Source organism: Thalassobacterium sedimentorum (assembly GCF_031127905.1).
In the GTDB taxonomy this organism is placed as follows: Bacteria; Verrucomicrobiota; Verrucomicrobiia; order Opitutales; family Coraliomargaritaceae; genus Thalassobacterium; species Thalassobacterium sedimentorum.
Genome location: NZ_JARXIC010000020.1, coordinates 17,549 through 43,261, shown reverse-complemented (window position 1 = coordinate 43,261; position 25,713 = coordinate 17,549). Strand labels below are relative to the sequence as shown.

Below are 25,713 nucleotides of genomic sequence, written 5' to 3'. Positions count from 1 at the left end.
GGCTGGCCGGTGTTATCGTATAGAATTGATGAAGGCTTGCGGACCGCCGGATACGTAGCCGCTAGTACGGTATTTTTTACCATTGGAATCCAATACGACGATGGTGGGGAATCCCCGAATTTTATACTTTTCAGCCAGTTCGGTATTCTGAGTTTTTAGATATGCGGGGATTTGGCTGCGTCTTGGGAAATCGAGTTTAACGAGTATATAATGGCTGTTGGCGTAATTGAGAAATGATTGCTGAGAAAAGACTTCTTTATCGAGTTTGATGCACCATCCGCACCAATCTGAGCCAGTGAAGTTGAGTAGGACCTGTTTGTTTTGTGCCTTGGCCATGGCGAGTGCTTGATCGTAGTCAGTGATCCAGTTCCTTGCTGCTGAATTTAATCCACCGTAAGGGGGCTGTTGTTTCTTTTCTTGCGCAATCAAGACGTCGCGTTGGCTAGGGCTCATCCATTTGCCCTTGTAGTTGATGAGTCCGGCAGCACGTTTCGCTTCGACGGAGTCCTGGGCTGAGTCGCGCTCTGCGAGCAATTGATTTAGCTGAGGACTGATCGAGCTGACTCTGCCATTTTTCAATTTTATTTGCGCTTTGCCATAGGTAAGAATCTGTCGATTGCCGGCGTTGATTTCACCGTCTGGTTGCCCCAGTTGGCTGATGACCTCGTTGTAACTAGCTCCCGGCTCGAGAGGTGTGGCATTGCTGATTGTTATGAGTGCGCAGAAAATCCCGAGTAAAAGTGAGCAGCGTAGGAAGTGCATTTCTTTAAATAATATTTTTTATGTAAGCCGTCAAGAATTGCTGGCATGCGCGCTGGGAGTAGTTTCGTAGCCTAGATCGTTTAAGTGAATTAGTGATCTGGTTGTCTAGTTAAAAAGGGGGGCTACTTTGCCTTGTAGACACTACTTTTCCCATCGTGTCCATGTGCCGCTGGGAACGGTGAAACTACTACTGGATCCCGTTAACAGCATTTCGCCGCAGTCTAGTTTGCCTTGGCCAAGTAGCTGCTGTATTAGGTTTTTCAGTACGATTGGAGTGAAGCCTGGTGTGTGGCTAGTTAAATACACAAAGCAGGGGCTTTCGCTCATGACTTTTTGCACTAATTGTAGTGTTTCTAACAGTGCATGTTCAATCTTATAGAGCTCGCCGCCTTTGCCGCGTCCGAACGAGGGCGGATCTAGTAGGATCGCGTCGTAGCGGCGGCCACGTTTAATTTCACGTGTAAGGAATTTATTGACATCGTCTACAATCCAACGAATTGGGTGCTCCGCGAGCCCATTGATTTTCGCGTTTTCGCGAGCCCATGCGACCATGCCTTTGGAGGCATCGACATGGCAGCAGTGTGCGCCACCTTGGGCGGCTGCGAGGGTGGCTCCGCCTGAGTAGGCGAAGAGATTTAAGAAGTTGAGTGGTTCACGGCGACGTTTTGTTTCATTGTTGAGTGTGTCGCGAATCCAGTCCCACATGGCTCGGGTCTCGGGGAAAACGCCTAGGTGACCAAAGTCGGTGGTTGAGAGTTTCATTTTTACGCCGTTGACTTCGGCGATCCATGAGTCGGGTAGCTTGTCACGTCCACGCCATTCGAGACCTTGCTTACGTGTGAAGAAGGCATCGGCCTGTTTCCATATTTGTTTGTTACTGGGATTCCAGACCGCCTGAGCACAAGGACGATCGAGTGTGATTTTACCAAAGCGTTCAAGTTTGCGTCCGTGGCCGCTGTCGAGGAGTTCATATTCGTTCATGGTAGAAGTAGGAAGTAGGGAGTGGGGAGTGGAAAGAAAAACTTCTTATTTTTCACTGCCTGCCTGTCATTTAGACATGGCTTGGACGAAGTGTTTGCGACACATGGCGACGTAGCGTTCATTGCCGCCGATTTCGATTTGTTTGCCTTCTCTGATTGGTTTGCCGTGGGCGTCGGTACGAAGATTCATGGTGGCTTTACGGCCGCAGTGGCAAATTGTTTTGAGTTCGATTAGATTATCAGCCCATCCCAGTAGAGCCGCGCTACCGGGAAAGAGGTTGCCCTTGAAGTCGGTGCGCAGGCCGTAGCAGAGCACGGGGATGCCGAAGTCGTCGGTGATTTGGGCGAGTTGTTCGACTTGCGCACGGGTGAGGAATTGTGCTTCATCGATCAGCACGCAGCCTAGAGTTTTGCTTTGATGGATGCCGTGGATACATGTAAATAAATCGTCCTCTGGCTGGAAAGGGGTGGCGTTTTTACTGAGGCCTATGCGTGAAGCAATTCTTCCGCGGCCAGCGCGTGCATCGATCGCTGGAGTAAGCAGTAGTGTCTTCATGCCACGTTCTTGGTAATTGTGGCTGGATTGCAGCAAGACCGTGCTTTTGCCCGCATTCATCGCGGAGTAGTAGAAGTAAAGCTTGGCCATGTTTACAGTCGTAATAAATTGGCAGCGATTCCGTAGCGTAGGTTGTAGAATGAATGAGTCAGACTGGAGCGGCCAGTGACTTCGAGTAGGACATCGATGGTGATCAATGCGGTTGGTATAATATCGGCACGGGCGGCGGGGAGGTGCGGGATGCTGAGCCGTTCGTGTAGCGAGAGTGGAGCGAGTTTATTTTTGAGCTGATTGAGTGTGCTGCGTTCTAGGCGTGGTGATGACTGCTGGATGTCACAGTCGGTTTGAGCAGCCAGCACTGCGCGACTCACTGTGTAGGCGCCACCTGTGGCGATCAAGGGGAGTTCGCTGCAGCTGAAGTCGAAGCCGCTGTTGTTTAGTTGTTCGGTGACGTGGTGGCGCATCGCACGTTCAATCTCTGCGGACAGTGGGGCTTCTTTGTCCGTGACGAAGCGCTCGGTTAAGCGCACGGCTCCTAGTTGGAGGGAGATGGCTTGCTGAATCTGGCCGTTCTCGAAGCGAATCAGTTCGAGGCTGCCACCGCCGATATCGCTTTGAATAAAGCGTTTCATGCCAGCGATGGCGGGATCACAACTGAGGCCTTGCCCGATATAGGTGGCTTCTTCGGTGCCGCTGAGGATGCGGATTCGTAAGCCTGTGGCTTTGAATACAGAGTTGACGAAGTCGTGGCCGTTGCTGGCATCGCGCACTGCACTGGTGGCAACGATGGCGATTTGACTGGGCTGGTAGCTCTGCGCGATGCGTTGCAGTTCGGCAATGGTTTCTGTGCCAGCTTGAATGGCTGTATCGCTTAAGCGGGGGACTGCGCGGCTGATGCCGGCGCTGATTCGCGTCTCGATCGTTTCGCTGAAAAGTGTTTCCAGGCTCTGGGGCGCAGCGCCTGCGCGGGCGACCAGTAACTTGATGGAGTTACTGCCTACATCGATGACTGCGACTGTTTCTGGCATACGATATGGCACATCGCTGGGCAGTGTGCGTCAAGATTGGATAGGAGCCGGGGAGCGTCTGGCTGTGATCGATGATTATGACTGGCATTCGCCAGGTCTGGACTTTCACGCGGCGAATCGTCAGCCTGTTGGCATGCGTCTATATTGTTTTTTGCTCATATTCTGTTTTGCGTGTGTAGGCCTGTCTGCGGATGAAACGCCCCTCCCGTTGGGCGCCGCGGATTTAGCGACTGATGCACGCCTAGAGGCCTTCAAAACACATACGCTCACATCTCAATTAGAGGTCGCGTTTCAGACCGAAGCTTTGAAACAGTTGGATTTGAAGTATGAGCTGGATCCGCCTTCCGATTTGGAAGTCTTACAGCACGAAAATGCGCAGCTTAAGCTTCGTGTTGCTGAGCTTGAGCGACGTCTGGCTATCGTCGAAGCGAAGCTAAGCGAGACCGAAGGGGAGTGAATACGCGAAGGCTCGTTTAGGCATTTTTGCGACCGGTCACCACTTCCATCAAAGCCTCCACGCATTCGATTTTGGCACTGGGAATCATCCCATGACCTAGGTTGAAGATGAAGCCTGGCTGCTTGCCCGCTTCGTCGAGCACGCGTTGCGCTTCGCGCTGAGTGATTTCGGGCGTGGTGGTGAGTGTGACGGGGTCGAGGTTTCCCTGCACGGCAGCGCCATGACCAATGCTTTGGCGCATGCGGCGGAGGTTCATCGTCCAATCGAGGCTGATGATTTTGGCTCCCGTGTGCATGAGGTCGGCCGCTTTGTGGCCCATGCCCTTGGCATAAAGAATTACGGGCACCCGGCCTTTGAGCTCGTTAATGATGTGATGGATCCAGCGCAGCGACCACGCCTCGTAATGAGTGGCGGGGCAGATGGCACCCCAGGAGTCGAAGATTTGCAGGGCATCCGCTCCGGCGTCGATTTGCATGTGCAAATATTCGACGATGCCGTCGGTCAATTTCTGCATCAATTGTTCAAAGAGCTCAGGCTGATCCCAGGCCAGTTGCTTAATTTTGATGAAGTCCTTGGCAGAGCCGCCTTCCACCATGTAGCAGGCGAGCGTCCATGGGGAACCGCAAAAGCCGAGCAGCGCGGTGTCTTCGCCGAGCTTCGAGCGTGTGAGTGTGAGCGCGTCGGCGACATATTTTAGCTTTTCGGCAATCTTAGTCGCATCCAACGCTTCGATCTTGGCCTTGGTGTCGAGCAGGTAGTCCATGCCGATGCCGCCTTGATCGCGGAAGTGGTAGCCTTGTCCCAGCGCTTCGGGAATGACGAGGATGTCGGAGAAAATAATGGCCGCATCCAGTGGGAAGCGGCGCAGTGGCTGCAGAGTGACTTCGGCGGCCAGCTCGGGCGTGCGCACCATGGTGACAAAGTCGTGCTGCGCTTTCAGCTCCCGGTATTCGGGCAGGTAACGGCCCGCCTGGCGCATCAGCCAGATCGGTGGACGGTCGACAGGTTGTAGATTGGCAGCGGCGAGAAAGCGTTGGCGTGGTGTCATGTGCAATTTAAATTTAGAATGAGGAAACTAGAATTAAGAATTAAGAATTGGGATACTGGGACGTGGTGAAGGCTGAGATTGGTTTTGAATATAAGTGAAAGCGGATCGCTCGACTTGGACAACGTATGTTTTTCCGGCTTTCCGGCTTTCAGGCTTTCATATCGGCCCAGTCTTGAGGCTTTAAATAGACATCGTAGAGCTCCGCCTCGGGGGTGCCGGGCTCGGGCTGCCAGTCGTAGTCCCAGCGCACGAGTGGGGGCAGTGACATCAGGATCGATTCGGTGCGGCCCTTGGACTGCAGTCCGAAGTGGGTGCCGCGGTCATAGACTAGGTTGAACTCGACGTAGCGCCCACGGCGGTAGAGCTGGAATTGGCGCTGAGCATCGCTAAATGGGCTGTCTTTGCGGCGCGCCACAATGGGCTGGTAGGCCGGCACGAAATGATCCCCCACGGATTGCATGAAAGCGAAGGCCTGCTCGAAGCCACCTTCGGAGTAGTCGTCAAAAAAGATGCCGCCGATGCCACGCGGCTCCTCGCGGTGAGGGAGGTAGAAATATTCGTCGCAGATCTGCTTAAATTTCGGGTAGAGTGTTTCGCCGAAGGGAGCGCAGGCTGCTCGCGCAGTTTGGTGCCAGTGGATCGCATCTTCGCGCACGCCGTAGTAAGGCGTCAGATCGAAGCCTCCGCCGAACCACCAGATTGGCTCGCCATCCTTTGGTTCCGCGTAGAAGTAGCGCACGTTCATGTGCGTCGTCGGCACCTGTGGATTGCGTGGGTGCACCACCAGTGATACGCCCATCGCACGAAAGCTGGCACCCGCGAGTTGTGGCCGCTTGGCGGTGGCGGAGGCGGGCAGTTGACTGCCCCGGACATCAGAAAAATTGATGCCTGCTTTTTCAAAAACCTTGCCCTCGGCCATCACGCGTGAGCGTCCACCGCCGCCCTCTTCGCGCGTCCAGCTATCTTCTAGAAAGCTAGCTTGGCCATCTTCGGCTGCTAGTGCGGCACAGATGCGATCTTGTAGATCGAGTAGGTAGGCGCGGACTTTTTCTGGTTGTGCGGTTTGCATTGCGGGCGAATGTTGGCTGAGTCGAAGGCATCCGACAAGCTCTGGAACAATAAAATGGCAAACTCTCATAAACTCCCTGATTCGGTGATTATCTTTGGCTGTGGCTATGTGGGCACGGCCTTGGCTCGCTACCTGCGCGCGCGCGGTGTGCGGGTTGGCGCGTTGACGCGTAACCCGGAGCAGGCGGCTGCGCTGCGTGAACTGAGTCTAGATGAAGTGCTCGTTGCCGAATTGGATGCCCACGAGTGGCACACACGAGTGGTCGGGCGCTATCAAGCGGTGGTGAATTGTGTCAGCTCGGGCGGTGGGGGGCTGGCAGGCTATCGTAAATCGTACCTTGCGGGGCAGCAGTCGATTTTGGACTGGGCCCGATCGCAGTCGATCGACAGTTATGTCTATACCAGCAGCACATCGGTGTACCCGCAGGATGGCGGAGTGACGGTGGATGAAGCGGTCGATACCAGTGGAGCACCGGCAACGGGGCAGGTGTTGTTGGAGTCTGAGGCTTTGTTGGCCGCTGCGGCTGATTTGCCGAATTGGTATGTGCTACGCCTGGCTGGCATCTATGGGCCAGGGCGCCACTATTTGTTGGATCAAGTCCGCATGGCCCGTGGCGAGATCCCGGCCCGTGGCGAGATCCCGGGCCGCGGCGATTACGCGCTCAATATGATTCATCGTGAGGACATTGTAGCCGCGATTGTTGCGGTCATCACTGGCAGCGCGCCTGCTGGCATTTATAACATCGCCGACGATACGCCCACGCTGAAGGCCGAGGTGCTGCACTATTTGGCAGAGCAGCTCGGTTTGCCGGCGCCTGTCTTTAATCCCGAGAATGTTTCTGAGCGTTTGCGACGCCGTGGCGGGCGGATGCCGCACCGATTTATCAGCAACAAAAAAGCCCGGAAGGCTTTGGACTGGTGTCCAAAGTTTCCGAGCTTTCGTGAAGGTTATGCTGAATTGTTGTGATTAGACGATCTCTTCGACGCCGACTTCAATTTGCTTGCCGTTAATCGTCAGGCCGTAGCGCTTTTGGGGGCCATTGCTGCTGGCTGCCGGTGCGGCGGTTGCAGGGGCTGCTTTGGGAGCTTCCGCAGGCATGGCCACTGGCTTGGGCTTGGGGCCTTCGCCTTTTAGATGCTTTTCCAGCTGTGGTGGGAACATGGCGTGGATGACGCAGTGCTCGTCGTCGCTAGGGAAGTTCTTAGCTTTGAGCTCCTTGCGTAGGTCGTCCATGTGCTTGTGCTGGGCGCCTGGGGCCTCCACGGGGCGGCAGCTGATCGGCTCTTTGCCCGCTTGCTTGGCAGCGATCTTTTGCACTTCGGGGTCCACCTCGGCAGGGCATTGACCATAGTAGCCCAGCGCGATGTCGGCAGCTTGCGGCGACATTTGCTTCCAGCGACCAAACTTGACGTTGAGGAAGGCTTGCATGCCAACGATTTGAGAGGTCGGTGTGACGAGTGGAATCCAGCCGAGTGCTTTACGCACGACAGGGATCTCACGGAAGACGTCTTCGAACTTATCTTCCATCTTCTGCTCTTTTAGTTGTGTGCGGAAGTTAGAGAGCATGCCGCCGGGCACTTGATATTCAAGCGTATCGACGTCGATCACCTCATTCTTGTGACTGGTGAACTCGCCCATCTCGGCGTAGACTTTCTCCAGGTGGGTGCGCACTTCCCGCAGCGACTTGCGTTGTTCGTCGGAAATTTGTGGGCAGCGCTCGTGGCCTTGCAAGATCGCGAGCATGCGCGTGGTGTCGGGCTGGCCAGTGCCGTTGGCGAAGGGCGAAACGGAGAGGTCGATGGCGTCTACACCAGCGTCGATGGCCGACATGTAGGTGTTGGTGCCGAGGCCGGCAGTGTCGTGGGTGTGGATCCAGACGGGGATTTTAACCTTCTTCTTGAGACCGTCGATGATGGCAAAGGCTTCCATTGGCGGGATTAGGCCGGCCATGTCTTTCAATACGATCGCATGGGCTCCCATCTTTTCGAGCTCGACCCCCATCTCGATGAATTTGGCGACTGTGTGCACGGGGCTGCTGGTGTAGCAAATCGTGCCGTGGGCCTGAGCCCCGGCCGCGCGGCAGGCGTCGATCGCGCACTTCATGTTGCGCGTGTCGTTGAGCGCGTCGAAAATGCGGAAAATGTTCATCCCGTGATCGGCGCTGGTCTTAATGAAGGCCGTCACCACATCGTCGGGGAAGTGGGCGTATTGCACAATATTCTGGCCGCGTAACAGCATCATGTGCGGCGTCTTGGGGCAGGCCTTTTTAAGTGCATCCAAACGGTCGAATGGGAATTCATCCAGGAAGCGCAGGCCGGAGTCGATTGTGGCGCCGCCCCAGGTTTCCAGAGCGCCAAAGCCCCAGTTGTCGAGTTGCTCACAAACTGGGAGCATTTGCTCGGTGCGCATACGGGTGGCGGCGAGGCTTTGGTGGCCGTCGCGCAGGACGTTGTTGTTAAGCTGAACTGATTTCATAATGTGAGATTATTAGATAAACTTTAATAATGAACTTGTGTTGATCAAGCCTTTTCTTTGAGATTCCCGTAACGATGAAAGCCAAACAGCCATTCCATGTAATGACGAAGCCCGCGGGGCCGTTATGCAATTTAGACTGCACCTACTGTTTTTATCTAGAAAAGGTGAAGCTTTTTCCGAAAAACCATCCGTTCAAGATGAGCGATGATTTATTAGAAGCTTATATCAAGGGCTACATTGAAGCGCAACCCGGGCCTGAAGTCAGTTTTGCCTGGCAGGGCGGGGAGCCGACTTTAGCAGGTTTAGCATTTTTCGAGAAGGTTGTGGCCCTGCAGGCACGTTATGGGCTCGGCAAAAAGATTGAGAATGCCTTTCAGACCAATGGCACGCGTTTGACTGACGCGTGGTGTGCTTTTCTCAAGGCGCATAACTTCCTAGTTGGGATCAGCATCGACGGTCCGGAGCACTTGCATGATGCCTATCGTGTCGATCGCAAGGGGCGTGGCACCTACCGTGAAGTCGTGCGTGGGATCGAGCTCTGTAAGAAGCACGGCGTCGAGTTTAACACGTTGACGGTGGTGAATGCCAAGAACGTGCAATATCCCTTAGAGGTCTATCGCTTCCTGCGCGAGATCGGTTCGCAATTTATACAGTTCATCCCGCTGGTTGAGCGCCGTGCCGACAGCGACTCCAGTCAACTCGGGCTAGGCCTGTCGCATCCGCCCGATCTATCAGCTGCCAGCACGCTGCAGTTTGAGCCGCAAGTGACCGAGTGGTCGGTGCCCTCGCGTGCCTTGGGCGACTTTTACAATAAGATCTTTGATCGCTGGGTGCGGCGCGATGTCGGCCGAGTCTACGTGCAGCTCTTTGATGTGACGCTCGGCAAGTGGGTGGGAGCGCCCGGCGGTGTGTGCATGTATGCGGAAACCTGTGGTTGCGCGCTCGCGATGGAGCACAATGGCGATCTTTACGCTTGTGATCACTACGTGTATCCGCGCTACCGACTCGGCAATGTGATGAACCAAAGTATCGCCTCGATGGTGGATAGTGACCAAATGCGTGAATTCGGCGAAGCCAAGCGCAGTCGCCTGCCCAAGCAGTGCCGTGAGTGTGAGGTGCGCTTCTGTTGTAATGGCGATTGCCCGAAACATCGCTTTGCGCGGACCAAGGACGGGGAATACGGAATCAGTTACCTCTGTGCAGGGCTCAAGCAATTTTTCAAGCATTCAGGGCCCGCGATGAAGCAGATGGCGGAGCTCTATCGACAGCAGCGTTCGCCGATGGAAATCATGAAGAAATAAAAAACTGCAAAAAAGGCCGAACGCGCTCTTGACAAGAAGGCTGTGAGAAAGAGCATGTCCGTTCTTTCGCAGAAAGGATCAAGAGATATTTCTCTGTATGGTGGCTATAGCTCAGTTGGTTAGAGCATCGGCTTGTGATGCCGAGGGTCGCGGGTTCGAATCCCGTTAGCCACCCCATTTTCGCTATAAGCCGTTGATTTTTAAACGGCTTATTTTTTTTATTAGACGGCGTGGTGCTTGCAAATGGCTACTTCATGTGAAAATCGCTTTGCAACTATACGGGAGAGTGCTTGTCTTCGAAGTATCTGTATGTATTTCGATTGGATTTTTCGGTATCGGCTGTTGGCTTTGTGTATTCTCCCGTTTTTTGGAGGGGCAGAGCTGTGGGCCCAGGTCCCGCTGACGGCAGATCGTATTGCAGAGGTCGATTCAGAGCAACAAATTGAATTGGAGTGGCGGATTGACAGTGCGGAGCGCGCGTTACAAGCAGGCTTGCCAGCTATGGCAGAATCAATTTTTCGTTCGCTACTCAGTTCTACGCTCGAACTGTCTCCTGCGCGTAAAGCGGTGCTACAGATGGGCTTAGCAAAGGCTTTGATAGGACAAGGCCGCTATGCTGCGGCGCGTGAGCAACTAGATGCTGTGCCAACAGCATTACAAGCGGGAGCACATTCGCTCTATCTCGCGATCGCGATTTATGGAGATGGGGGCGACGGAATGGATGTGGGGGCCTTCCGGGCTGCCTTGCAAAAGGTGGAGAAACCTGCCTTGGCGCCGTCGGATTTGCCATGGCTGGCTTTATTGCAAGGTCTGCGGGCGGAACTGGATGCGCAACCTGGGAAGGCGAATGAGGCATTTAAACGCGCTGCCGAATTGGCCGAGTTGCCGCTGTTGCGTTCTCATTTTGAAGGCTTGGTTTTACGACAGAAACTGCTGACCGCTCCGGCTGACGAGGCATTGGCTGCCGAGTTGCGGGCGAAGATGACTAAGCTCGATGGACAAGCTGCTGCATATCCCTATGTGCGTGAATATGCAGTGACGCTTTATCGTCTTGGGCGTATCGGAGAGGCTGTGGGCGCGATTGAGCGTGAGCTAGAGAATATCACGGCTGGCTATGGTGCCGGGGAGCGTGAGCAGTTGCGTTTGTTGAAGGGGATTATTTTGGGGGCTGATTCAGAGAGTGGACGTGCCGCATTGAAGCAGTTGATTCAAAATGGTAAAAATCGGGAAGCGATGGGAATTGCCCTGCAACTGTTGGCTCGTGCGCCAGAGCAAGAGGCGGATCTGCTGGATTTCTTAAAGGTGATTATTTCGCGTACCGAGCCGCATCCATTGCTGGGGCAGATCTACTACTTACGCAGTCAAATCGCGATGAAAGATCCTTCGATGATGGACATTGCAGAGAGTGATGCGGGGATCCTGTTGGAGCAGTTCCCGGGCTTGAGTGGAATTGCCAATGTGTATCGTTTGCTTGCCTACGCTGCTTTGGAGCGGCAACCCCCGCAGTATCGTGCGGCAGCTGATTTTTTAATCCAGCTGCGGGATCAATCAGAGGATTCGGAGGACCTGGTAGAGCTGAACCGTTTAATCGGCGACTGTTACTTTCTAAATCGAGATTTTGCTAATGCAGTCGATTTCTATTCGGCCGCGCGTAGCCGTGAATTGGGGGCCAGTCGCGATGGAGGGCTTTTTCTACGGTTGATTTCAGCTCAGCTGCGAGTCGGTGCAGTTGAGGCTGCTTTGCAGTTGATTGATGAGGCTGATTTTAGTGGCCGCGTATCGCTTTTGGATCGTTGGCGTGCGGAGTGGAATGTTGCGCAGGCGCTTCAGGTCAATGGCGAACTGGATCGAGCGCTGAAACGGGTTCGTTTACTACTTAAGGATTCGATGACTGCGTCGATTCCGCCCACGGCTTTGGATATCCGGCTACGTTGGCTGGAGGCCTACCTCTCTTTGGAGGCGCAAGAGATGGAAGGGCTTGAGGAGCGGGTATCACATCTACTGGCCCGCTTGGATTCATTACCCAAGGAGGGGACTAATGCATTGAGTGATCAGGATGCACTCTTGCTAAGAACAGAGATTCTGCTGTTGCAAGGCGATGTGCGTATGCGTGGTGGCCATGTCAGTGCTGGGATGGAGGTCTTGACTCAATTGCGGGATGGGTATGCTAACACTGCAGCCGCCCAGCGTTCCTATTTAATAGAGGCTGCATATCATGGTCTGGTGGGTGATTTTGTCGATGCGCAGGCTACGCTGACAAATTTAGCTCAGATTTATCCGGAGAGTCCGCTCGCTCCGCAGGCGTTGTTTGAGGCAGCCCTGTATTGTGAGCGCCGTGGTTCGGAGTTTTATCCGCAGGCGGTGATTTTACACAATGATTTAGCTGAGCGTTATGCATCGGACCCTTTGTTTTATTTTGCGCGTTTGAAACAGGGGAACTTACTGCGCTCGATGAATGATTTTGCTGGTGCGCAGATCTTATATGAGAATTTAATCAATGGCTTCCCGGCGCATGACTTGCGTTATTTGGCGGAGTTGTCGCGTGCCGATTGTATGTTGGCCTTGGCGGGGAATGAATCCAGCGCCCTGGCCGATGTTGTGGTGATCTTGGAGCGTTTGCTTGATTTACCAAATCTGCCGCTGGATTTTCAGGCAGAGGCGGCTCATAAGTGGGCATTTGCATTGGTTAAAAGAGGTTCATTGGAAAAGGCCAAAGAGGTGCTTTCACTGGGGGTCTCTCGTTTCTTGTTAGATGGACAGGAGGCCGAAGATTTAGGCCCAGCTGGCCGTTATTGGGTCGCACGGTCGATGTTACAGTTAGGAGAGATCTTCGAGGGTGAGGGCTTGCAAGTTGAGGCGCGCCGTGTGTATCGGACCTTGATTGCATACGATTTGCCCGGGCGCCATATCGCGCTATCTCGAGCCGATCGTCTGCTGGATGTTAAATAGTATATTAGGAGAATAGATCAGTTTAAAACATGGATTACTTTCAGAACAATTTCATCTTACAAGGCGGCCCCGTCATGTATCCACTGCTGTTTGTGAGTCTGCTCGGTTTTGTCATTTTTATAGAGCGTGCCTTGTATTTACACAAGGGGCAGATTGGCACTGAGGACTTTCTAAGTGGGATTAAAAATTTAGTGCGTAAGAAGCGTTTAGTGGAGGCTTTGACGCTTTGTGAAGATACGCCCGGGCCGATGGCGCGTATCGTGAAGTCAGCCTTATTGCATTATGGAGAATCGCGTGAGTCGATTCGAGCGGCCATTCAATCGGCTGCCATTGTTGAGATTCCGACACTGGAACGCCGTATTGGTACCCTTGCTGCGCTTGCACGCGTGGCCCCTCTGTTGGGTTTTTTGGGGACTTTGATTGCAGCTTTGCAGGCCTTGTATTCATTGGAATCGTTTAACGGTGATAGTGGAGTACTCAGTCGTCTGCTGGCAGAGGCGCTGGTGACATCGGCTTCTGGGCTGGCGATTTCTGTGATGGCGATGTTGGCCTACCACTTCTTGTCTGGTCGCGTGCGGGCCTTGGTGCATGACTTTGAATGGATGGGACATGATATACATGAGTTTTTGAGTACTGAGCCTCGTTTGGAGCAGGGCACGTCTAAGAATCAGAGCGAGTAAGATGGAAGCTCAGAAAATAGATAAAAAAGAGGTCGACGGGGCGAGTCACGGCTATACGGAACCGCTTGGCTTGATGGCGCAGTTACAGCGTCCCTCAATTAAGTTGGATGTGGTGCCAGTGCTGGATCTACTATTGATCACATTGCTTTTTAGTTTGCTGTTCACTCGTTTTGTCATGGTGCCGGGCGTGCGGGTCGATTTGCCTGATTCGGAAATGCAAATGCAGCCGAGTAACCTACCCGTGGCTGTGTTGACAATTGGTAATCGCGGTATGCTTTTTTTTGATGGTGCTGTTTTTGAACTTAGTTCAATCCAGCGGGGCTTTCAGCAGCACATTCAGAATACACCGGCTCAGGAGGTTGTTCTGTTGGTGAAGACAGAGGGGTCAATGGACCTGCAGCTCTTTTTAAAGCTATGTCGTATGGCTCAAGATGCTGGTTTTGTTCAAGTTCAAGTCGCCGGAGAGCGTGAAGCTTTGCCAAATTCAGGGGCGCCGTTGCCAGCTGTTCCCACCGGTCCTACTGCTGATTCTGGCTTTCTTTCTGTGATGTGATGCCTACTGGAAACATCCAGTCTAATCAACGATCAAAGCCTGCACGCCAGCTCGTCTCTCCTTTTCTGCGTATTTCCTTATTGTTGGGCGTGTGCGTGCATCTGGCTGGCTTTTTGGTGTTTCGTGTGATTTCAAACCCCATTCCAACTCGCGAAGAGCAGCGTCCTTTTGTGCAATACGTTTCGCCTGATACACTGTTATCCGGGGCGGAACTGGAAGAGCAGGTCGCTTTATTTGACTCAGCTCCACTCTTCGTGCCAGGCATTTGGAATGCAGCGCATAATTTGCAGCCGCCCTCGCGTGATCAGGGGCTTTTGCGCTTCCCCGCTTATGAGCCGAGTATCGACTTTTCGACTGCCTTGGTTGCCGATGGCTTGCAGGACGGACTGAACTATCCTGTGAGTGAGCCTATTGACCTCTTAGCGCTGCGCTATTGGGACTTGTTCCGTGACTTTGGAAAAGAAGCCGTAGTGCCTCAAAAATTACAAGTGAGTGGTGCTTTCGCAGAAGTGCGTACGCTTGCTGGAGCAGTGCTCTGTACGGTGCCATTTGAGCTCGAGCAGCTCTCGAGTCAGACGCTGCAGCCCGCTAGCTACTATTTGCGGGTAGAAGCCTCTGGGCGTATGTTGGGGCGTCCGACACTGGCAGCGAGCTCTGGTGACACTTCTTTTGATGCCAGCGCCTATACCTGGCTGCTGGAGGAGGGCTTTTCCGTGCGCTTGCCTGCTGGATTTTTCGAAGTCCGGGTATATCCCTAAATGGAGCTACGCCAGTGCAGCCTCATTTACGTGCGGCCGTTTCATTTTATTGCAGAGCCTGGATGTAATTCTTAGAACTGATGCTTAAGCGATGGTGCTTAGGTGAAGAACTTTTCAAGCTCTTCTTCGGTGCCCAGGTATTTGCCTTCGTTGAAAATCTGCGGTGCGGTTTCGTCACCAGAAATAGCTTTTAAGCCTGCGAGTGTGATATCCTTACCTACGATGATTTCTTCGAATGGGTGGTTTTCTTCGCGTAAACGCGCCTTCGCCTTCTCGCAGTAGGGGCAACCGATTTTAGTAAAAATCGCCATTGGCTCACGCACCTGTGCTTTCGGGGCCAAATATTTGAGCATGGTATCTGCATCGGAAACCTCGAAGGGGTCGCCGGGTTGGTCTGGCTCGATGAACATTTTCTCGATGATGCCATCTTTAACCAACATGGAGTAGCGCCATGAGCGTTTGCCGAACCCCAGATCCTTTTTATCCACAAGCATGCCCATTTGTTCTGAAAATTCGCCATTCCCGTCGGGGATCACAGTGATGTTTTCAGCTTCTTGATGCTCTTTCCAAGCATCCATAACGAAACAGTCGTTGACTGAAATACAAACGATATCGTCGATGCCATTCTCTTTGAATACACTGGCGAGTTGATTGTAGCGTGGTAAGTGGGTTGAGGAGCAAGTTGGCGTAAATGCACCTGGTAACGAGAATACTACAACATTCTTGCCAGAAAAAAGCGAGTCGCTGGTGATGTCTACCCATTCATCGTCACAACGTGTGCGGAACGTAACTTTAGGGATGGTGGAGCCTTCTTTATTTTGTAACATAATTGATCAGTATCTTTGTCGATTGATTTGAAGAAAGGCTGTGTGTAGGGCTTTTGTGTATAAGATCAAATGATGAATACAAAAATGCGAAATATATTGCTCTAGGATTTGAGTATGAAAACTTTAGCTTATGACTAAAAGCAGCCACAACAGAGACGCCGTGATGCTGGACCAGTTAGAGTCCTTGACCCAGTCCTGGACGGAGCGTCCGTCATGGGATGCCTATTTTATGGCGACGGCTTTATTAATGGCGTCACGTTCGAGTTGTGAGCGTTTGAATGTGGGCTGTGTCATTGTTTCCGGCGGTGCACAGAAAAATCGTATCGTCGCGGCGGGCTACAATGGCTTTTTACCTGGTGCCTCGCATACCTCTCGAATGCGAGATGGGCATGAGCAAGCAACTGTGCATGCGGAGCAAAATGCGATCAGTGATGCCGCACGCAGAGGGGTTTCTTTGGAGGGGGCAACTATTTATATTACCCACTTCCCCTGTATTAATTGCGCTAAGATTTTGGCGGCTGCAGGGATTCACTGTATCAAATATCATCGCGATTATCGTAATGATGATCTGGTTAAGGACATTCTTGCTGAGAGTGGCGTGGAGTTGATACAACTATAGCTATGGATCGAATGCGAATAAACCGTAGTCATCTCGATAATACAGAGCCGAGCCCGCATGCAGGGGCTTTGCTGTTAGCTCATCCCAGCTTACTAGACCCTAATTTTCGGCGTAGTGTTATATTGCTGACCGCTTATGGCGAATCAGAGGGTGCGATGGGGGTCGTTGTGAATCGTCCCTTGGGGCACACTCTTGGCGAGTATGATGCTGATTGGGTTGATTCTCCTTTGTCAACTGTCCCACTGTTTGCAGGTGGGCCAGTGGCACAGGATCAATTGATATTGGTGGCATGGAAGTGGTCGGCGGAGGCAGGCACTTTTCAGCTTTATTTTGGTATTGATGGCGAGAAGGTGCAGCAGTTACTGGCCAAGGATCCGGAGTTTCAGATCCGAGGTTTCTTAGGGCACGCTGGCTGGAGTGCGGGGCAACTGGATGTTGAACTGGAGCAGAAGTCCTGGGTGCTGTCGGCTTGCTTGCCTATCCTCAATACGACGCCGGAGAAGATTGATTGGCATGAGCTACTCTGTCATGAAAGGCCGGATTTACGTTTACTGGCGGACGCGCCGGACGATCCCTCGCTCAATTAAGTCTTTTCGGCTAGATGAAATATTTCCGCCTTTGCCATTGACAGCGCGCTGGACGGAGCCTTTTTTCTCCCATTCTTCAAATTTTCGCTATGAAAGTCGTATCTTCACTCAAATCTCTCAAAGGCCGCCACCCGGACTGTCAAGTCGTTCGTCGTAAGGGTCGTGTCTACGTAATCTGCAAGTCCAATCCTCGCTTCAAAGCGCGTCAGGGTTAGATTCTGCCAGACAAACTGCGCCAATCCGCAATAACTTTATTAGAAGGCATCTTACTGTGAAAGCTGATCTACATCCTAAGCTCAATCCTGTCGCATTCGTCGACGTCTCCACGGGACACAAGTTCCTGACGCAATCCACTATGCGTGGTAGCAAGACGGAAACAATCGACGGAACTGAATATCAAGTCGTGATCTGCGACATCACTGCGGACTCGCACCCAGCTTTTACTGGTGAAAAGCGTTTCGTCGATACTGCTGGTCGCGTCGAAAAGTTCCAAAACAAGTTCAGTCGTCGCCGCTAATTGGCTTGGGCCTAGCTTCCGTCTCGCTTCCGCTTGGCGTTCGTTTTACGCGCGTCTGCATTGGAATCAGCACGGTGCCTTTACACCGGGTATTAAGTATTTACTAAAGCCTCGCTGAATTAGCGGGGCTTTTTTTCTGGGCGCACTGATGATTTGAAACCTGTGAATTGAGCGACTCCTACCGTGTAATGCCCATTAGTAGCGAGAGTAAAATCACTGTGGGTGGGAGCAGCCAGGCCACAGGCGATCGTTGGGCGCGTGTGTGGTGTAACCAAAAAAGTGCAATGAAGTAGCCCGCCAGTCCCATATAGGCGACCCACTTGGCAAAAGTCTCGCAGGCTATAATCATACCAGGGATTTGAGTGCTCGCGATTACGCATCGGTCCATTAAATGAATGCTGAGCCATGCTGCATGATTGATGAAGGCCGCGATGTTTTCTATCCCGAGTAGTCCTAATGAGAGAGTGATGACGCCTGTGCTAATGGCAAGTGCGGCTAGATTGACTAGCAGCATGTTCAGTAGTATCGCCCCTGGGGAGAAGAAGCCGAAAAAGGCTGCACTGAGTGGTGCACTGGCAAGCCAGGCTGAGACGCTAATGGCAAAAAGTAAGAGTGAGAACTCCAGTGCCCATGCGTAAATGTGCTGCAGGCGCGACCAATCTGGTTTAGGGAGGGCGCGGAAGGGGGCTAATCGCTCTGTGAGTATTTGGGACAATGGGAGGCCAAATAGTAGAATGCTGAGGACGACCGTATAGGATAATTGAAATCCGATGCTCCAGAGTTGATCTGGTTTGATCAATAGTACGAAGACAGCAGAGGCCGCAAGAGCTGCGAGTGGCGAACGCTGTCGGGTAAAGGCGAAACTCATCCAGAAGAATAGTGCCATTAGAAATGCACGTACTGCGGAGGGAGCGGCACCGGTAATTTCTACGTAAAGGTAGAGAAGTGGTAGGCCAATGAAAGGGCTGATCTTGCTGGGAACACGGATGAGTCGTAGGAATTGAGCAATCACTGTGGCGATTACGCCAATGTGTAGGCCACTGATTGCGAAGAAGTGCATGGTACCGGTCATTTGAAAGCGATCCTTTTGTGCTGAGTTGAGTTCAGTTTTGCGACCCAGCAGCATGGCGACGTAAATACTGTCGATGCCGCTCTCCGTAGGGGCGCCCAATCTTAGGTAATTTTGAAAGCGTGTATTCATTCGCTGGCAGAACTGATCAAATTGGGACGGAGCTTGTAGTCGTTCTAGCCCGCTGGTGCGTTCGAATCGATAGTGAATGCCAGTACTGCTGAGGTACGACTCAAAACTATCTGGTGCTACGTGAGGTGAGATCGGGGTGAGTACGCCTGTAGCTCTAATGGCGCAGCCTCGTGATATTTCAAAGTGCTCCTTTGGGCTGCGCTCCAGGCTAAAAAAGATCTGATCGCCGGGCTGTAGCCGACTGGTGGCACTTGCCTGAAGAATGCGTCCGATACCTGTGCTTTTTCCATAGTTGTTGCGTGCTTGCATGATGCGTTCGACCTTTAAGTCCAGATGTGCCTCGCGGATTGGGCGTTCGAGTAGTTCTACCGGCGGCTTGGCGGGAAGGCGCAGGCTTCCGTAGGCCCATGCTGTTAGAGTGGCTGCTGTAATAAAGCTCACTAGCCAAAGTAGCCGCTGCTGTGTGCACCATCTGAGGCTCAGTGCAGTCAAAAGTATAGCGATGGCAAGTGTCCATGCTATGGGTGCGGTTACCTGGCGTGCCAGGCTGAGTCCCGTAATTATGCCCAGTAGGATTAGCAACGAGGGTGCGCGAGTCGGTATCTGGTTGTCACAAGACATGGGGTATTGACGTTAGGATTGGAATGTGCCGACATTTGTTCACACTTGCAAGAACCTAGCGCAGCGCTGAGAGTCGTCGCATGCCAACAGATGTGGATCAGGCCGATATTTTTGCCGACTCCGGGGAGCGACCCTCAGAGCCTAAGCACCGTCCCTTGGCGGTGCGGATGCGACCGCGTGCACTCAGTGAGGTGATCGGGCAAGATCATATTGTGGGCGATGACTGCTTATTGCCGCGGTTGATTCAGGCGGACAATTTTGGGAGCCTTATCTTTTATGGACCGCCGGGGTGCGGGAAGACTTCCTTGGCAGAGGTGATTGCTGCTGAAACTCAGAGCAAGTTTGTGCGAATTAATGCGGTGCTTTCCAATGTGGCTGAGATGCGTGATATACTGCGCCTTGCTCGCTATGAGACGAGTGTGAACACAATCCTGTTTATTGATGAGATTCACCGTTTCAATAAATCGCAGCAGGATCTTTTATTGCCCGATGTAGAGGCAGGTAATATTCGTCTGATCGGGGCGACTACGCATAATCCCGGATTTTACGTAAACCCTCCCTTGCTGAGTCGCAGTCACTTGTTTCGTCTTGAGCCAGTGAATGCTGAGGCCTTGACGACGGTGTTGGCGCGGGCCATGGAGGATTGTGAGCGGGGCTTGGGCAGTTTTCGCTGCACAGCGGATGATTTTGTGTTCCAGGCTGTTGCCGATTTCTCGGGAGGTGACCTGCGGCGCGCGCTCAATGCATTGGAGACGCTGGTTCTGAGCCAACCTATTGGTGCGCATTTAGATGTGGATGCAGTTGAAGTTTTTGCCCGGGAGCGTCAGATCCGTTATGATCGCGATGAAGATGAGCATTATGATCATGCTTCTGCCATGATTAAGAGTATTCGAGGCTCGGATCCAGATGCAGCTTTATATTGGGCATTCAAAATGTTGCAGGGCGGGGAGGATCCACGTTTCTTAGCACGTCGACTCACCATTCTAGCATCTGAAGATGTCGGGCTTGCGAACTCGCATGCACTCACTGTTGCGGTGGCTGCGTTTGAGGCCTGTGAAAAAGTGGGAATGCCTGAATGTGAGTATGCATTGGCACATGCCATCCTTTATTTAGCGACTTCGCCTAAGAGTAATTCTGTCACACGTGCTATTAGTGCTGTGAAGAAAAGTCTCCGCGATCAGCCCATTCAAGCGGTTCCTTTATGGCTGCGCGATGCACATACTAAAACAAATAAGGCACTCGGGCACGGTGCGGGCTACCGCTACAGTCATGACTATCCGCAGGCGGTATCGGGCCAAGAATATATGTTGGAACCAATGACATTTTATCAGCCCGGCCAAGCTGGCGCGGAAGTTGCCACAGCGCAGCGTATGCAGCAGCTAAAAAAACTTAAATCCGAGATTCAAGCACGAGAGTCGGCGAGTGAAGGTTGATCTTCGTCGGCGACTGCACATATTTAAACAATGAAATTTTTATCCACCGCCTTGCTCGTTTTGCTGACGACTCTCTCTATGTCTGCCCAAATCCAAGTGGGGGCTATACCTACAGAGGTCTCTGAAGCACCGTACGAAGTCGGAGATCTTGTCACGGAGCAAGGGTATTATATTGAGCGCGGTGAGAATGAGCCGCGGGTTAATTTGCGAATTGTTGCAAATAAGCTACGCTTGTATTGGATTGATGCGAATGGCCTGATTGCAGAGCCTGAGCATTCTTCTGCCACTGTGCGCTTTACTGGTTCGGTACGTGGCCGTGCCTATCATCATCTGGATGCCTTGCCTTCTGGCGCTGGCTTGGGTGCTGCCGGTATTCTAGTTCCGCCACATTTATATAACGTTATTCTAGTTTTTCCCGCCGTCGATGGTCAGGAACCTGTCACTCATAGCTTTCGCTATACGCCTAGTATGGATGTCGAGGTCGACCCGACCGCTGACACTAATTCTTAAATTATGGATTTAAAACGACTATTTAAAAGCTGGTTGCTGATTGCACTCGGTGTGCTGATTGCTTCGCATATATTTGCAGGTATTCACTACACAGATACCAGCTCGCTTATTGTTGCTGTGTTCTTGTTGAGCCTGTGTAACATTTTTCTTAAGCCCTTATTGATGGTTTTTGCGCTACCATTTATAATATTAAGTTTCGGGCTGGGCATTTGGTTGATCAACGCATTGCTGTTTTTACTCGTCGGTAATTTGGTGGAGGGCTTTGCTGTCGACAGTTTTGGCTACGCTCTTGCCGGGGCACTTGTGGTGAGCCTGACCGGGGCCGCTGCGAGCTTATTTTTTGGCAAGAATAAGGTACAGGTGAGTGCGTCTTTCAGTGGGGGGAGGGGCCTTTCACCTCGTTCAAGCAAGAGTTCTCAGGCGAATTCTCATTCGCGAAAGCCTCTAAAGGATGATGATGTGATAGATATTTAGTGAGTTCTGCTTCGAATGACTCTCAATCGTCGAGCCGAGAGTTGAGCTTAGTCGAGCATCTTTAGGACTGCTATAATCTGATTGTGGGCTGGAGGCACGATACTTTCTTGCTTGAAAGCCATCGCTGCAGCGACACTTTGAGCTGCTTTCCAAATTTTCCGCTATGTCTGAGATCTCAAAAGCCTACGAACCGAAAGAAGTTGAACAACGCTGGTATGCCAACTGGCTGGAAGCTGGATGCTTCAAAGCAGTGGCCGACGCGGAGCGTGAGCCGTATGCGATCATGATCCCGCCCCCGAATGTGACGGGGATGCTGCACATGGGCCACGTCTTGGACAATACCTTGCAGGACATCTTCGTGCGTCGCGCGCGTCTCGAAGGTAAGGCTGTGCTCTGGCAGCCGGGCACCGACCATGCCGGCATCGCTACGCAGACCAAGGTTGAAAAGCAGATTCGTGAGGCCACCGGCCAAACGAAATACGATCTGGGGCGGGAAGCTTTCTTGGATAAAGTCTGGGAGTTTCGCGAGCAGTCGGGCGGTGTCATTTTAAATCAATTACAGAAATTGGGCGCGTCCTGCGACTGGGACCGCACTAGTTTCACGCTCGACGAGGACTACAGTAAGGCCGTTTTGGATGCCTTTGTTAAGTTTTACAAACGCGGCTATATTTATCGTGGCAAGCGCATGGTTAACTGGTGCCCCGCTACTCACACCGCACTCTCGGACGAAGAGGTGAATATGAAGCCGCAGAATGGCTTCTTTTACAAAATGCGCTATGAGTTGGTCGAGGCCGATGGTGAGCGCACGCATTTGGAAATTTCCACCACGCGTCCGGAAACACTGATGGGGGACTCTGCGGTGGCGGTGCATCCTGAGGATGAGCGTTATAAGCATTTGATCGGTAAAACCGTCTGGCGCCCCTTCCCGAAGGCAGAAATTCCGATCATTGGCGACGAGTATGTCGACCGTGAGTTCGGCACCGGTTGCTTGAAGGTGACACCTGCGCACGATAAGAATGACTTCGAGATCGGGCAGCGTCACAATCTTGAAATGATCGAAGTGATCGATGCCCAAGGAAAGCTCAACGAGCTGGCGGGAGAAGAGTTTAACGGAATGGACCGCTTTAAGGCTCGCAAAGTCGCGGCGCAGAAGTTGGAAGACATGGGGCTCTTGATCGAGCGTGAGCCTTATGAAAACACGGTTGGATTCTCTGAACGTGGCGATGTGCCGATCGAGCCGCGTCTCTCGGAGCAGTGGTTCCTCAAGTATCCTAAGGTGGAAGAAGCGAAGCGTGCGGTCGAAAACGGCACCATCAAATTTCACCCGGATCGTTGGAAGAAGACTTACCTACATTGGCTCAATGGCATTCAGGACTGGTGCATCAGCCGCCAACTCTGGTGGGGCCACCGTATCCCGGTCTGGTACAAGAAAGGCTTCGAGCGCACGGAGCTTGATTTTGAGAATCCGGAGCACGTGCACGTATCGGTCGAAGGTCCCGCTGATCCTGAAAACTGGGAGCAGGAAGAAGACGTGCTCGATACCTGGGCCTCCTCGTATCTTTGGCCAATGGCCAACCTTGGTTGGCCCGAGCCGACTGCGGAACAGCAAAAGGAACTCGATTTCTGGTATCCGACGTCCACCTTGGTCACCGGCTTCGACATCATTTTCTTCTGGGTGGCCCGCATGATCATGGCTGGCATCGAGCTTTACGGTGAGGATGCCAAGGACTTGTCCGACGAAGAGATCGCCAAGCGTATTCCGTTTAAGAATATCTTTATCCACGGCCTGATCCGTGATGAGAAGGGGCGTAAAATGTCGAAATCGCTCGGCAACTCGCCAGATCCGCTCGACTTGATCGCTAAGTATGGCGCCGACGGCCTACGCTTTGGTATCTGCAATATCGCGCCGTCGGGGTCGGATATTCTCTTCTCGGAAGAGCGCATTCAGATCGGCCGTAACTTCTGTAATAAGCTTTGGAACGCGGTGCGCTTCCGTCAAATGTCAGGCCCGATGGCTGACAATTCTAGCTTCGAAGCCATTATTAGCCGCATCCATTCGGACCTGTTCGACGATTACGATCACTGGATCCTGGGCCGTTTGCAGCAGGTAACTGCCGATGTCGAAAAGTGCTTTGCTAATTATGAAATCTCGCCACTCACACACCAGATTTACGCATTCTTCTGGGGCGATTTCTGTGATTGGTATGTGGAAGCTTCCAAGGGCAAACTCAAGGGCAGCGAAGAGCTGCGGGATAACTGCCTCGCCATTCAAGACTTGGTCATTCGCCAAGTGCTGCAACTTGCGAACCCGATCATTCCTCACATCACGGAAGAACTTTGGAAGGGCTTGGGCTACGATGAAGTGGTGCCCTACATTCAAAATACTACGCTGACGACGGCGTTGACGCTGGAAGAGCGCGTATCCGTGGATTTCGATTCTATCGAACGTGTGACTCAGCTGCAGGAGCTGATCTCGCAAGCACGTGCGCTTAAGGCGCAATACAACCTAGCTAGCAAGCGCGATGTCGCTGTGTTCTACGGTGCCGAAGGTGCCGCGGCCGCAGTGATCGCAGATAACGCCAGCCTGATTCAAACGCTGGCGGGCTTGGGCACTTTAGATGCGATCGGCGATAAGTCTTCCGACGGCTTGCCTGCGGTGGTGACGCCGCTGAGTTCGCTCTACTTAGATCTGAGCAGCAGTATCGACGTCGAGGCCGAGAAAGCGCGCCTAACTAAGGAGCTGGAGAAGCTTAATAAGTTGGTCGCGGTCGGTGAAAATAAGTTGAAGAACCCGAAGTTTGTTGAAAGCGCCCCCGCGAAAGTGGTCGAAGGGGCTCGTAAGCAACTGGCGGAGACCACCGAAAAGCGCGATGAAACGCTGCGCATTTTGGAGAGCTTGTAGACGCTGAAAACGCTCCTTCAAGAAAATCGTAAAACACTGGCTCTAGCACTGCCCATGATTGCTGGGCAGCTGAGTCAGATGCTGCTCGGCTTGGCCGATACTATGATGATCGGCCGAGTCGGCACCGTTGAGCTGGCGGCTGTGGCCTTTGTAAATTCGCTTTTCTTTTTAGGCTTTGCGCTCGCGAGTGGTCTCTTTGCGGCGGTTTCGGTGCGGGTTTCACACGCCTTTGGCAGTGCTCGGCCTGAGTCCATCAGCGGCTCGCTGCGGCATGGCTTGTTGCTGTCGCTGCTCTTTGGGCTCTTTCTCTCGCTGGCCTATCTCGGCTTGAGCTTTCGGCTCGACTGGTTTCGACAGCCGCCTGAAGTCACGGAATTGAGCGGCTCTTACTTTCGCTGGCTGGCGCTTTCTTATCTTCCGATGGTGCCGATGCTGACTTTGAAGAGCTTTTCCGAGGCGCTGAATAAGCCCTGGCCGGTGCTCTGGCTGATGCTGGGCACCGTGGTGCTGAATGTGTGGCTTAACTATCTGCTTATCTTTGGCAATGCCGGCTTGCCCGCCATGGGCTTGGATGGGGCCGGCTGTGCCACCTTCTTGGCGCGCTGCGCCGGTTTTGTGGCAGTATTTGTTTATATTTGTAAATCACCACAGATGCGTCCGCGCTTGCCCGCGCGTTGGTGCGCGCCTATCGATTGGTCGGTCGTCCGTTATCTAGTGAAATTAGGGCTGCCGATCTCCTTGCAAGTTTCTTTGGAGTTTGCGGTGTTTGCCGCCTGTTCACTGCTAATGGGGCAATTTGGCAGCACCACCTTGGCGGCGCATCAGATCGCTTTCACTTGTTCCTCGACTGCGTTCATGCTGCCCTTGGGCTTGTCTATGGCTTTGACCATTCGGGTGGGGCATGCTGTGGGCGCGCAGCAGTGGGTGAGTTGCCGTCGTATGATTTTGGGAGCACTCTTAATGATTACGGGCGCGATGTCGCTGACTGGCGCAGTGTTTGTTGGCTTTGGCAGTGAGCTGGCGGAGAGCTTTACGCTCGATCAAGATGTGGTACGTATGACCGCTGCCTTCTTAGTGGTGGTGGCGATTTATCAAGGTTTTGATGGGATTCAAGTGATTAGTATGTCGGCGCTGCGGGGGATGCATGATGTCTATGTGCCGACTTGGATTAACTTCGGGAATTTCTTTTTGTTCGCGGTGCCACTCGGGATCGTGCTGGCCTTTTTTGTTGGTCTGGGCGGCATCGGCCTGTGGTATGGCGTGGCCACCGGAATGTGTGTGTCGGCGATTGTGCTTACGACACGGCTGCGGCTGATTCTAAGACGGCAGTCGGCGCCAACATCCTAACAGTGGGCCGGTCAAAATATGACCTGTTGGTGCTGCTTGCGTTTTTCACTTAGCTGCAC

At 52.8% G+C, this 25,713-nt stretch carries 25 protein-coding genes and 1 tRNA gene; 17 read left to right on the top strand and 9 right to left on the bottom strand.

From position 1 onward, the window contains the following. Positions 1 to 12 precede the first annotated feature (12 nt). The 4 genes from QEH59_RS12240 to QEH59_RS12225 form a co-directional block, all read right to left on the bottom strand. Positions 13 to 762: a thioredoxin family protein gene (locus QEH59_RS12240; protein WP_308985661.1), complete on the bottom strand. Its 750-nt coding sequence runs from the start codon at positions 760 to 762 to the stop codon at positions 13 to 15. A gap of 141 nt (positions 763 to 903) precedes the next feature. After that, the gene (locus QEH59_RS12235) at positions 904 to 1,743 is read right to left on the bottom strand and encodes a class I SAM-dependent methyltransferase (RefSeq protein WP_308985660.1); all 840 of its coding nucleotides are present in this window, start codon (positions 1,741 to 1,743) and stop codon (positions 904 to 906) included. 66 nt (positions 1,744 to 1,809) lie between these two features. Continuing rightward, complete coding sequence (locus QEH59_RS12230) at positions 1,810 to 2,388, bottom strand: thymidine kinase (protein WP_308985659.1); 579 nt, start codon at positions 2,386 to 2,388, stop codon at positions 1,810 to 1,812. A 2-nt stretch (positions 2,389 to 2,390) separates the two neighbouring features. After that, a complete protein-coding gene (locus QEH59_RS12225) occupies positions 2,391 to 3,326 on the bottom strand; it encodes a Ppx/GppA phosphatase family protein (RefSeq protein WP_308985658.1) in 936 nt (311 codons plus the stop codon). Between QEH59_RS12225 and QEH59_RS12220 the strand changes: the two genes are divergently transcribed. Beyond that, entirely contained in the window at positions 3,304 to 3,783 is a 480-nt protein-coding gene (locus QEH59_RS12220; RefSeq protein WP_308985657.1) for a coiled-coil domain-containing protein, read from the top strand. The genes QEH59_RS12225 and QEH59_RS12220 overlap by 23 nt on opposite strands. 16 nt (positions 3,784 to 3,799) lie before the next feature. On the opposite strand, the gene hemE is transcribed toward QEH59_RS12220, so the two are convergent. Further along, positions 3,800 to 4,831: a uroporphyrinogen decarboxylase gene (gene hemE / locus QEH59_RS12215; RefSeq protein WP_308985656.1), complete on the bottom strand. Its 1,032-nt coding sequence runs from the start codon at positions 4,829 to 4,831 to the stop codon at positions 3,800 to 3,802. 148 nt (positions 4,832 to 4,979) lie between these two features. Beyond that, on the bottom strand, positions 4,980 to 5,900 hold the full coding sequence (gene hemF, locus QEH59_RS12210) for an oxygen-dependent coproporphyrinogen oxidase (protein WP_308950430.1): 921 nt from the start codon (positions 5,898 to 5,900) through the stop codon (positions 4,980 to 4,982). A 54-nt stretch (positions 5,901 to 5,954) separates the two neighbouring features. Here hemF and QEH59_RS12205 point away from each other — a divergent pair, with 54 nt between their 5' ends. Then, positions 5,955 to 6,866 (top strand): NAD-dependent epimerase/dehydratase family protein, encoded by a 912-nt coding sequence (locus QEH59_RS12205; RefSeq protein ID WP_308985655.1) that lies wholly within the window; start codon positions 5,955 to 5,957, stop codon positions 6,864 to 6,866. Here QEH59_RS12205 and QEH59_RS12200 read toward each other — a convergent pair whose 3' ends face one another. Then, positions 6,867 to 8,375 carry a pyruvate carboxylase subunit B gene (locus QEH59_RS12200; RefSeq protein ID WP_308985654.1) on the bottom strand — a complete coding sequence of 503 codons (1,509 nt, stop codon included), beginning with the start codon at positions 8,373 to 8,375 and terminating at the stop codon, positions 6,867 to 6,869. 74 nt (positions 8,376 to 8,449) lie between these two features. Here QEH59_RS12200 and QEH59_RS12195 point away from each other — a divergent pair, with 74 nt between their 5' ends. The 6 genes from QEH59_RS12195 (at position 8,450) to QEH59_RS12170 (ending at position 14,616) form a co-directional block, all read left to right on the top strand. Then, positions 8,450 to 9,676: an anaerobic sulfatase maturase gene (locus QEH59_RS12195; RefSeq protein ID WP_308985653.1), complete on the top strand. Its 1,227-nt coding sequence runs from the start codon at positions 8,450 to 8,452 to the stop codon at positions 9,674 to 9,676. A 100-nt stretch (positions 9,677 to 9,776) separates the two neighbouring features. Beyond that, positions 9,777 to 9,853, top strand: a tRNA-His gene (locus QEH59_RS12190). 132 nt (positions 9,854 to 9,985) lie between these two features. Beyond that, on the top strand, positions 9,986 to 12,625 hold the full coding sequence (locus QEH59_RS12185; protein WP_308985652.1) for a tetratricopeptide repeat protein: 2,640 nt from the start codon (positions 9,986 to 9,988) through the stop codon (positions 12,623 to 12,625). Positions 12,626 to 12,654: 29 nt separating this feature from the next. Then, entirely contained in the window at positions 12,655 to 13,305 is a 651-nt protein-coding gene (locus QEH59_RS12180; protein ID WP_308985651.1) for a MotA/TolQ/ExbB proton channel family protein, read from the top strand. A gap of 1 nt (position 13,306) precedes the next feature. Then, positions 13,307 to 13,858 carry an ExbD/TolR family protein gene (locus tag QEH59_RS12175; RefSeq protein ID WP_308985650.1) on the top strand — a complete coding sequence of 184 codons (552 nt, stop codon included), beginning with the start codon at positions 13,307 to 13,309 and terminating at the stop codon, positions 13,856 to 13,858. Then, the gene (locus QEH59_RS12170) at positions 13,858 to 14,616 is read left to right on the top strand and encodes a hypothetical protein (protein ID WP_308985649.1); all 759 of its coding nucleotides are present in this window, start codon (positions 13,858 to 13,860) and stop codon (positions 14,614 to 14,616) included. The genes QEH59_RS12175 and QEH59_RS12170 overlap by 1 nt, the downstream gene beginning before the upstream one ends. A gap of 98 nt (positions 14,617 to 14,714) precedes the next feature. Here QEH59_RS12170 and QEH59_RS12165 read toward each other — a convergent pair whose 3' ends face one another. After that, a complete protein-coding gene (locus QEH59_RS12165; RefSeq protein ID WP_308985648.1) occupies positions 14,715 to 15,443 on the bottom strand; it encodes a glutathione peroxidase in 729 nt (242 codons plus the stop codon). A gap of 163 nt (positions 15,444 to 15,606) precedes the next feature. Here QEH59_RS12165 and QEH59_RS12160 point away from each other — a divergent pair, with 163 nt between their 5' ends. From QEH59_RS12160 to QEH59_RS12145, 4 genes are all read left to right on the top strand, one after another. Further along, positions 15,607 to 16,062 carry a deoxycytidylate deaminase gene (locus QEH59_RS12160; protein ID WP_345785342.1) on the top strand — a complete coding sequence of 152 codons (456 nt, stop codon included), beginning with the start codon at positions 15,607 to 15,609 and terminating at the stop codon, positions 16,060 to 16,062. 11 nt (positions 16,063 to 16,073) lie between these two features. After that, complete coding sequence (locus QEH59_RS12155; RefSeq protein WP_308985646.1) at positions 16,074 to 16,649, top strand: YqgE/AlgH family protein; 576 nt, start codon at positions 16,074 to 16,076, stop codon at positions 16,647 to 16,649. Between the two features lie 89 nt (positions 16,650 to 16,738). Continuing rightward, on the top strand, positions 16,739 to 16,864 hold the full coding sequence (ykgO, locus tag QEH59_RS12150; RefSeq protein WP_308985645.1) for a type B 50S ribosomal protein L36: 126 nt from the start codon (positions 16,739 to 16,741) through the stop codon (positions 16,862 to 16,864). A gap of 56 nt (positions 16,865 to 16,920) precedes the next feature. Continuing rightward, positions 16,921 to 17,166, top strand: coding sequence for a type B 50S ribosomal protein L31 (locus QEH59_RS12145; protein ID WP_308951296.1), 246 nt, complete (start codon positions 16,921 to 16,923; stop codon positions 17,164 to 17,166). A 178-nt stretch (positions 17,167 to 17,344) separates the two neighbouring features. On the opposite strand, the gene QEH59_RS12140 is transcribed toward QEH59_RS12145, so the two are convergent. Further along, positions 17,345 to 18,988, bottom strand: coding sequence for a ComEC/Rec2 family competence protein (locus QEH59_RS12140; RefSeq protein WP_308985644.1), 1,644 nt, complete (start codon positions 18,986 to 18,988; stop codon positions 17,345 to 17,347). 80 nt (positions 18,989 to 19,068) lie between these two features. Here QEH59_RS12140 and QEH59_RS12135 point away from each other — a divergent pair, with 80 nt between their 5' ends. The 5 genes from QEH59_RS12135 (at position 19,069) to QEH59_RS12115 (ending at position 25,654) form a co-directional block, all read left to right on the top strand. Beyond that, on the top strand, positions 19,069 to 20,421 hold the full coding sequence (locus tag QEH59_RS12135; protein WP_308985643.1) for a replication-associated recombination protein A: 1,353 nt from the start codon (positions 19,069 to 19,071) through the stop codon (positions 20,419 to 20,421). A gap of 30 nt (positions 20,422 to 20,451) precedes the next feature. Beyond that, positions 20,452 to 20,931, top strand: a complete 480-nt coding sequence (locus QEH59_RS12130; protein WP_308985642.1) for a hypothetical protein — start codon at positions 20,452 to 20,454, stop codon at positions 20,929 to 20,931. A gap of 3 nt (positions 20,932 to 20,934) precedes the next feature. Continuing rightward, on the top strand, positions 20,935 to 21,405 hold the full coding sequence (locus tag QEH59_RS12125; protein ID WP_308985641.1) for a phage holin family protein: 471 nt from the start codon (positions 20,935 to 20,937) through the stop codon (positions 21,403 to 21,405). A gap of 163 nt (positions 21,406 to 21,568) precedes the next feature. After that, positions 21,569 to 24,307, top strand: a complete 2,739-nt coding sequence (locus tag QEH59_RS12120) for a valine--tRNA ligase (RefSeq protein WP_308985640.1) — start codon at positions 21,569 to 21,571, stop codon at positions 24,305 to 24,307. 54 nt (positions 24,308 to 24,361) lie between these two features. Next, entirely contained in the window at positions 24,362 to 25,654 is a 1,293-nt protein-coding gene (locus tag QEH59_RS12115; RefSeq protein ID WP_308985639.1) for an MATE family efflux transporter, read from the top strand. Positions 25,655 to 25,713: the final 59 nt, after the last annotated feature.

Bases quoted from the DNA above. Each gene is read 5' to 3' on its own strand.
- QEH59_RS12240 (WP_308985661.1), bottom strand. From the start codon at position 762: ATGCACTTCCTACGCTGCTCACTTTTACTCGGGATTTTCTGCGCACTC.
- QEH59_RS12235 (WP_308985660.1), bottom strand. From the start codon at position 1,743: ATGAACGAATATGAACTCCTCGACAGCGGCCACGGACGCAAACTTGAA.
- QEH59_RS12230 (WP_308985659.1), bottom strand. From the start codon at position 2,388: ATGGCCAAGCTTTACTTCTACTACTCCGCGATGAATGCGGGCAAAAGC.
- QEH59_RS12220 (WP_308985657.1), top strand. From the start codon at position 3,304: ATGACTGCGACTGTTTCTGGCATACGATATGGCACATCGCTGGGCAGT.
- QEH59_RS12225 (WP_308985658.1), bottom strand. From the start codon at position 3,326: ATGCCAGAAACAGTCGCAGTCATCGATGTAGGCAGTAACTCCATCAAG.
- hemE (WP_308985656.1), bottom strand. From the start codon at position 4,831: ATGACACCACGCCAACGCTTTCTCGCCGCTGCCAATCTACAACCTGTC.
- hemF (WP_308950430.1), bottom strand. From the start codon at position 5,900: ATGCAAACCGCACAACCAGAAAAAGTCCGCGCCTACCTACTCGATCTA.
- QEH59_RS12205 (WP_308985655.1), top strand. From the start codon at position 5,955: ATGGCAAACTCTCATAAACTCCCTGATTCGGTGATTATCTTTGGCTGT.
- QEH59_RS12200 (WP_308985654.1), bottom strand. From the start codon at position 8,375: ATGAAATCAGTTCAGCTTAACAACAACGTCCTGCGCGACGGCCACCAA.
- QEH59_RS12195 (WP_308985653.1), top strand. From the start codon at position 8,450: ATGAAAGCCAAACAGCCATTCCATGTAATGACGAAGCCCGCGGGGCCG.
- QEH59_RS12185 (WP_308985652.1), top strand. From the start codon at position 9,986: ATGTATTTCGATTGGATTTTTCGGTATCGGCTGTTGGCTTTGTGTATT.
- QEH59_RS12180 (WP_308985651.1), top strand. From the start codon at position 12,655: ATGGATTACTTTCAGAACAATTTCATCTTACAAGGCGGCCCCGTCATG.
- QEH59_RS12175 (WP_308985650.1), top strand. From the start codon at position 13,307: ATGGAAGCTCAGAAAATAGATAAAAAAGAGGTCGACGGGGCGAGTCAC.
- QEH59_RS12170 (WP_308985649.1), top strand. From the start codon at position 13,858: ATGCCTACTGGAAACATCCAGTCTAATCAACGATCAAAGCCTGCACGC.
- QEH59_RS12165 (WP_308985648.1), bottom strand. From the start codon at position 15,443: ATGTTACAAAATAAAGAAGGCTCCACCATCCCTAAAGTTACGTTCCGC.
- QEH59_RS12160 (WP_345785342.1), top strand. From the start codon at position 15,607: ATGCTGGACCAGTTAGAGTCCTTGACCCAGTCCTGGACGGAGCGTCCG.
- QEH59_RS12155 (WP_308985646.1), top strand. From the start codon at position 16,074: ATGCGAATAAACCGTAGTCATCTCGATAATACAGAGCCGAGCCCGCAT.
- ykgO (WP_308985645.1), top strand. From the start codon at position 16,739: ATGAAAGTCGTATCTTCACTCAAATCTCTCAAAGGCCGCCACCCGGAC.
- QEH59_RS12140 (WP_308985644.1), bottom strand. From the start codon at position 18,988: ATGTCTTGTGACAACCAGATACCGACTCGCGCACCCTCGTTGCTAATC.
- QEH59_RS12135 (WP_308985643.1), top strand. From the start codon at position 19,069: ATGCCAACAGATGTGGATCAGGCCGATATTTTTGCCGACTCCGGGGAG.
- QEH59_RS12130 (WP_308985642.1), top strand. From the start codon at position 20,452: ATGAAATTTTTATCCACCGCCTTGCTCGTTTTGCTGACGACTCTCTCT.
- QEH59_RS12125 (WP_308985641.1), top strand. From the start codon at position 20,935: ATGGATTTAAAACGACTATTTAAAAGCTGGTTGCTGATTGCACTCGGT.
- QEH59_RS12120 (WP_308985640.1), top strand. From the start codon at position 21,569: ATGTCTGAGATCTCAAAAGCCTACGAACCGAAAGAAGTTGAACAACGC.
- QEH59_RS12115 (WP_308985639.1), top strand. From the start codon at position 24,362: ATGATTGCTGGGCAGCTGAGTCAGATGCTGCTCGGCTTGGCCGATACT.